This window comes from Candidatus Protofrankia californiensis (genome assembly GCF_900634765.1).
GTDB classification, from domain to species: Bacteria; Actinomycetota; Actinomycetes; order Frankiales; family Frankiaceae; genus Protofrankia; species Protofrankia californiensis.
Genome location: NZ_CAAAFT010000490.1, coordinates 4614 through 6339 on the forward strand (window position 1 = coordinate 4614; position 1726 = coordinate 6339).

General features: G+C 68.5%; 3 protein-coding genes. All 3 read left to right on the forward strand.

The window, feature by feature from the left end:
- The first annotated feature begins 237 nt into the window (after positions 1 to 237).
- Complete coding sequence (locus DD1DGNOD_RS25595) at positions 238 to 663, forward strand: DUF3263 domain-containing protein (protein WP_131768880.1); 426 nt, start codon at positions 238 to 240, stop codon at positions 661 to 663.
- Between the two features lie 9 nt (positions 664 to 672).
- On the forward strand, positions 673 to 1311 hold the full coding sequence (locus DD1DGNOD_RS25600; RefSeq protein ID WP_131768881.1) for a LytR C-terminal domain-containing protein: 639 nt from the start codon (positions 673 to 675) through the stop codon (positions 1309 to 1311).
- 13 nt (positions 1312 to 1324) lie between these two features.
- Positions 1325 to 1726: trehalose-phosphatase (locus DD1DGNOD_RS25605; RefSeq protein ID WP_283234756.1), on the forward strand; the 402-nt coding region annotated here is incomplete at its 3' end.

Genomic DNA, 1726 nt, shown 5'->3' on the forward strand with positions numbered 1-1726 from the left:
GTACGGGACGGGACGGGACGGGACGGGACGGACCAGCAAAGGGCAGCACTGATGATCGGCCCCGCCCCAGAGTCGTGATCTTCTTCATGCGGTACCAGGCAGGCGGGGTCGATGAGAGGAGGATTCCGCGTGTCGACCGGCTCGGCGGAAGTTGTCGGACCCAACCTCTGAAATAGTGGACGGCGAAGCACATTCCTGTGATTCGCGGATCCCCGCCGGAGGAGGTTGATCATCGTAGTGAAAGCCGCTCATGTCCTGGCGCCCGAATCGCAGACCTTCCGCGTACCGCACCATCCCGCACAGACGCCGGCCTCGTCCGATCCCCCGGCATCCAGTCACCAACCGCCGGCATCCGGTCACCAGCCGTGGCCCGCGCGTGATCCCGACGCAGCTGACCCGGCAGCGGCACTCAGCGACCGCCAGCACCGGGTGCTGGAGTTCGAGCATCACTGGTGGCGATATGCGGGCGCCAAGGAGACCGCGATCCACACCGAGTTCGGTATCTCCGCGACCCGCTACTACCAGATCCTGAACGCCCTGATCGACTCCCCCGCCGCACTCGTCGCTGACCCCATGCTGGTCAGACGGCTGCGCAGGTTGCGGGCAACGCGACGGCGAGCACGTTCGGGCAACACCGACCGACTCGACCCAGCCGAGATCTGAGCACCCGCCATGACCGAGACCATCACCTCCCCAGCCCCCCCACCGCCGCCGCGGCTGCGTCGGGGTGACCGGCTGCATACCATCGCCGCCGGGACCGTAGCCGTGCTCGCCGTGCTCGGCTGCATCCTGATCGTCAACCTGGTCAACGACCCCTCGCCGGACACGACGCCCGCCGCCTCCACAGGTCCACCGGCCCAAGCCACGGCCACGGCCGCGCGGCCCGCCAGCGCATCCACGGCTGCGACGCCAGCGCCTGTCGCGCCGGCGACGAGCGCCCTTCCATTACCCAAGGAAACATCACAATCGCCGAAGGCAGCCGCCCCGGTTGCTCCGTCGACCACGCCGAAACACATCTTCGCCCCCGTAGTGATCCTGAACAACTCCAGGGAGACGGGGCTTGCGGAGATCGCCCGGGCACGGCTGGAAGCCGCCGGCTTCACGGTGACCCGGATCGGTAACTACAACTCGACGTACAACGTCGCGGTGCCGACCGTGTTCTACGAGCCGGAGCAGGAGGCCGCAGCCAAGACCATGCAGGAACTGATCCCGGATGTCAGAGCCGCGGCTCCCAAAACCGCGCACTTCATCTCGGACGACCCGCTCATCCTTGTCATCACCAAGGATTTCCAGACCGACCCGCCCGAGTGACGGACCTGAACCTATGACTTCCACACCCGGTACCAGCCCGCTCGCCGAGGCACCCCGGACGCTCGCCGGCGGCTCCGGGCTCGCCACGCTGCTCACCGACCCGCGGCATGCCCTGGTCTCGCTCGACTACGACGGCACCCTGTCGCCGATCGTCAACCGCCCCTCCGATGCCGTTCCCGCTCCCGGCGCCCTGAGTGCCCTGGCGCGGCTGGCCGAACGGGTCGGATCGGTCACCATCATCACCGGCCGCCCGGTCGAAGCCCTGCTCGCCCTCGCCCGGTTCACCGACGAGCCGGGGCTGCGCTCGATGGTCATCCTTGGCCAGTACGGGCTGCAACGCTGGGACGCGTCCACAGGGACGATCACCAGCCCCGAACCGCTGCCCGGGGTGGCCGCGGTCCGGGCAGCGCTACCC

Coding starts and splice junctions, on each gene's coding strand:
- DD1DGNOD_RS25600 (WP_131768881.1), top strand. CDS start 673: ATGACCGAGACCATCACCTCCCCAGCCCCCCCACCGCCGCCGCGGCTG.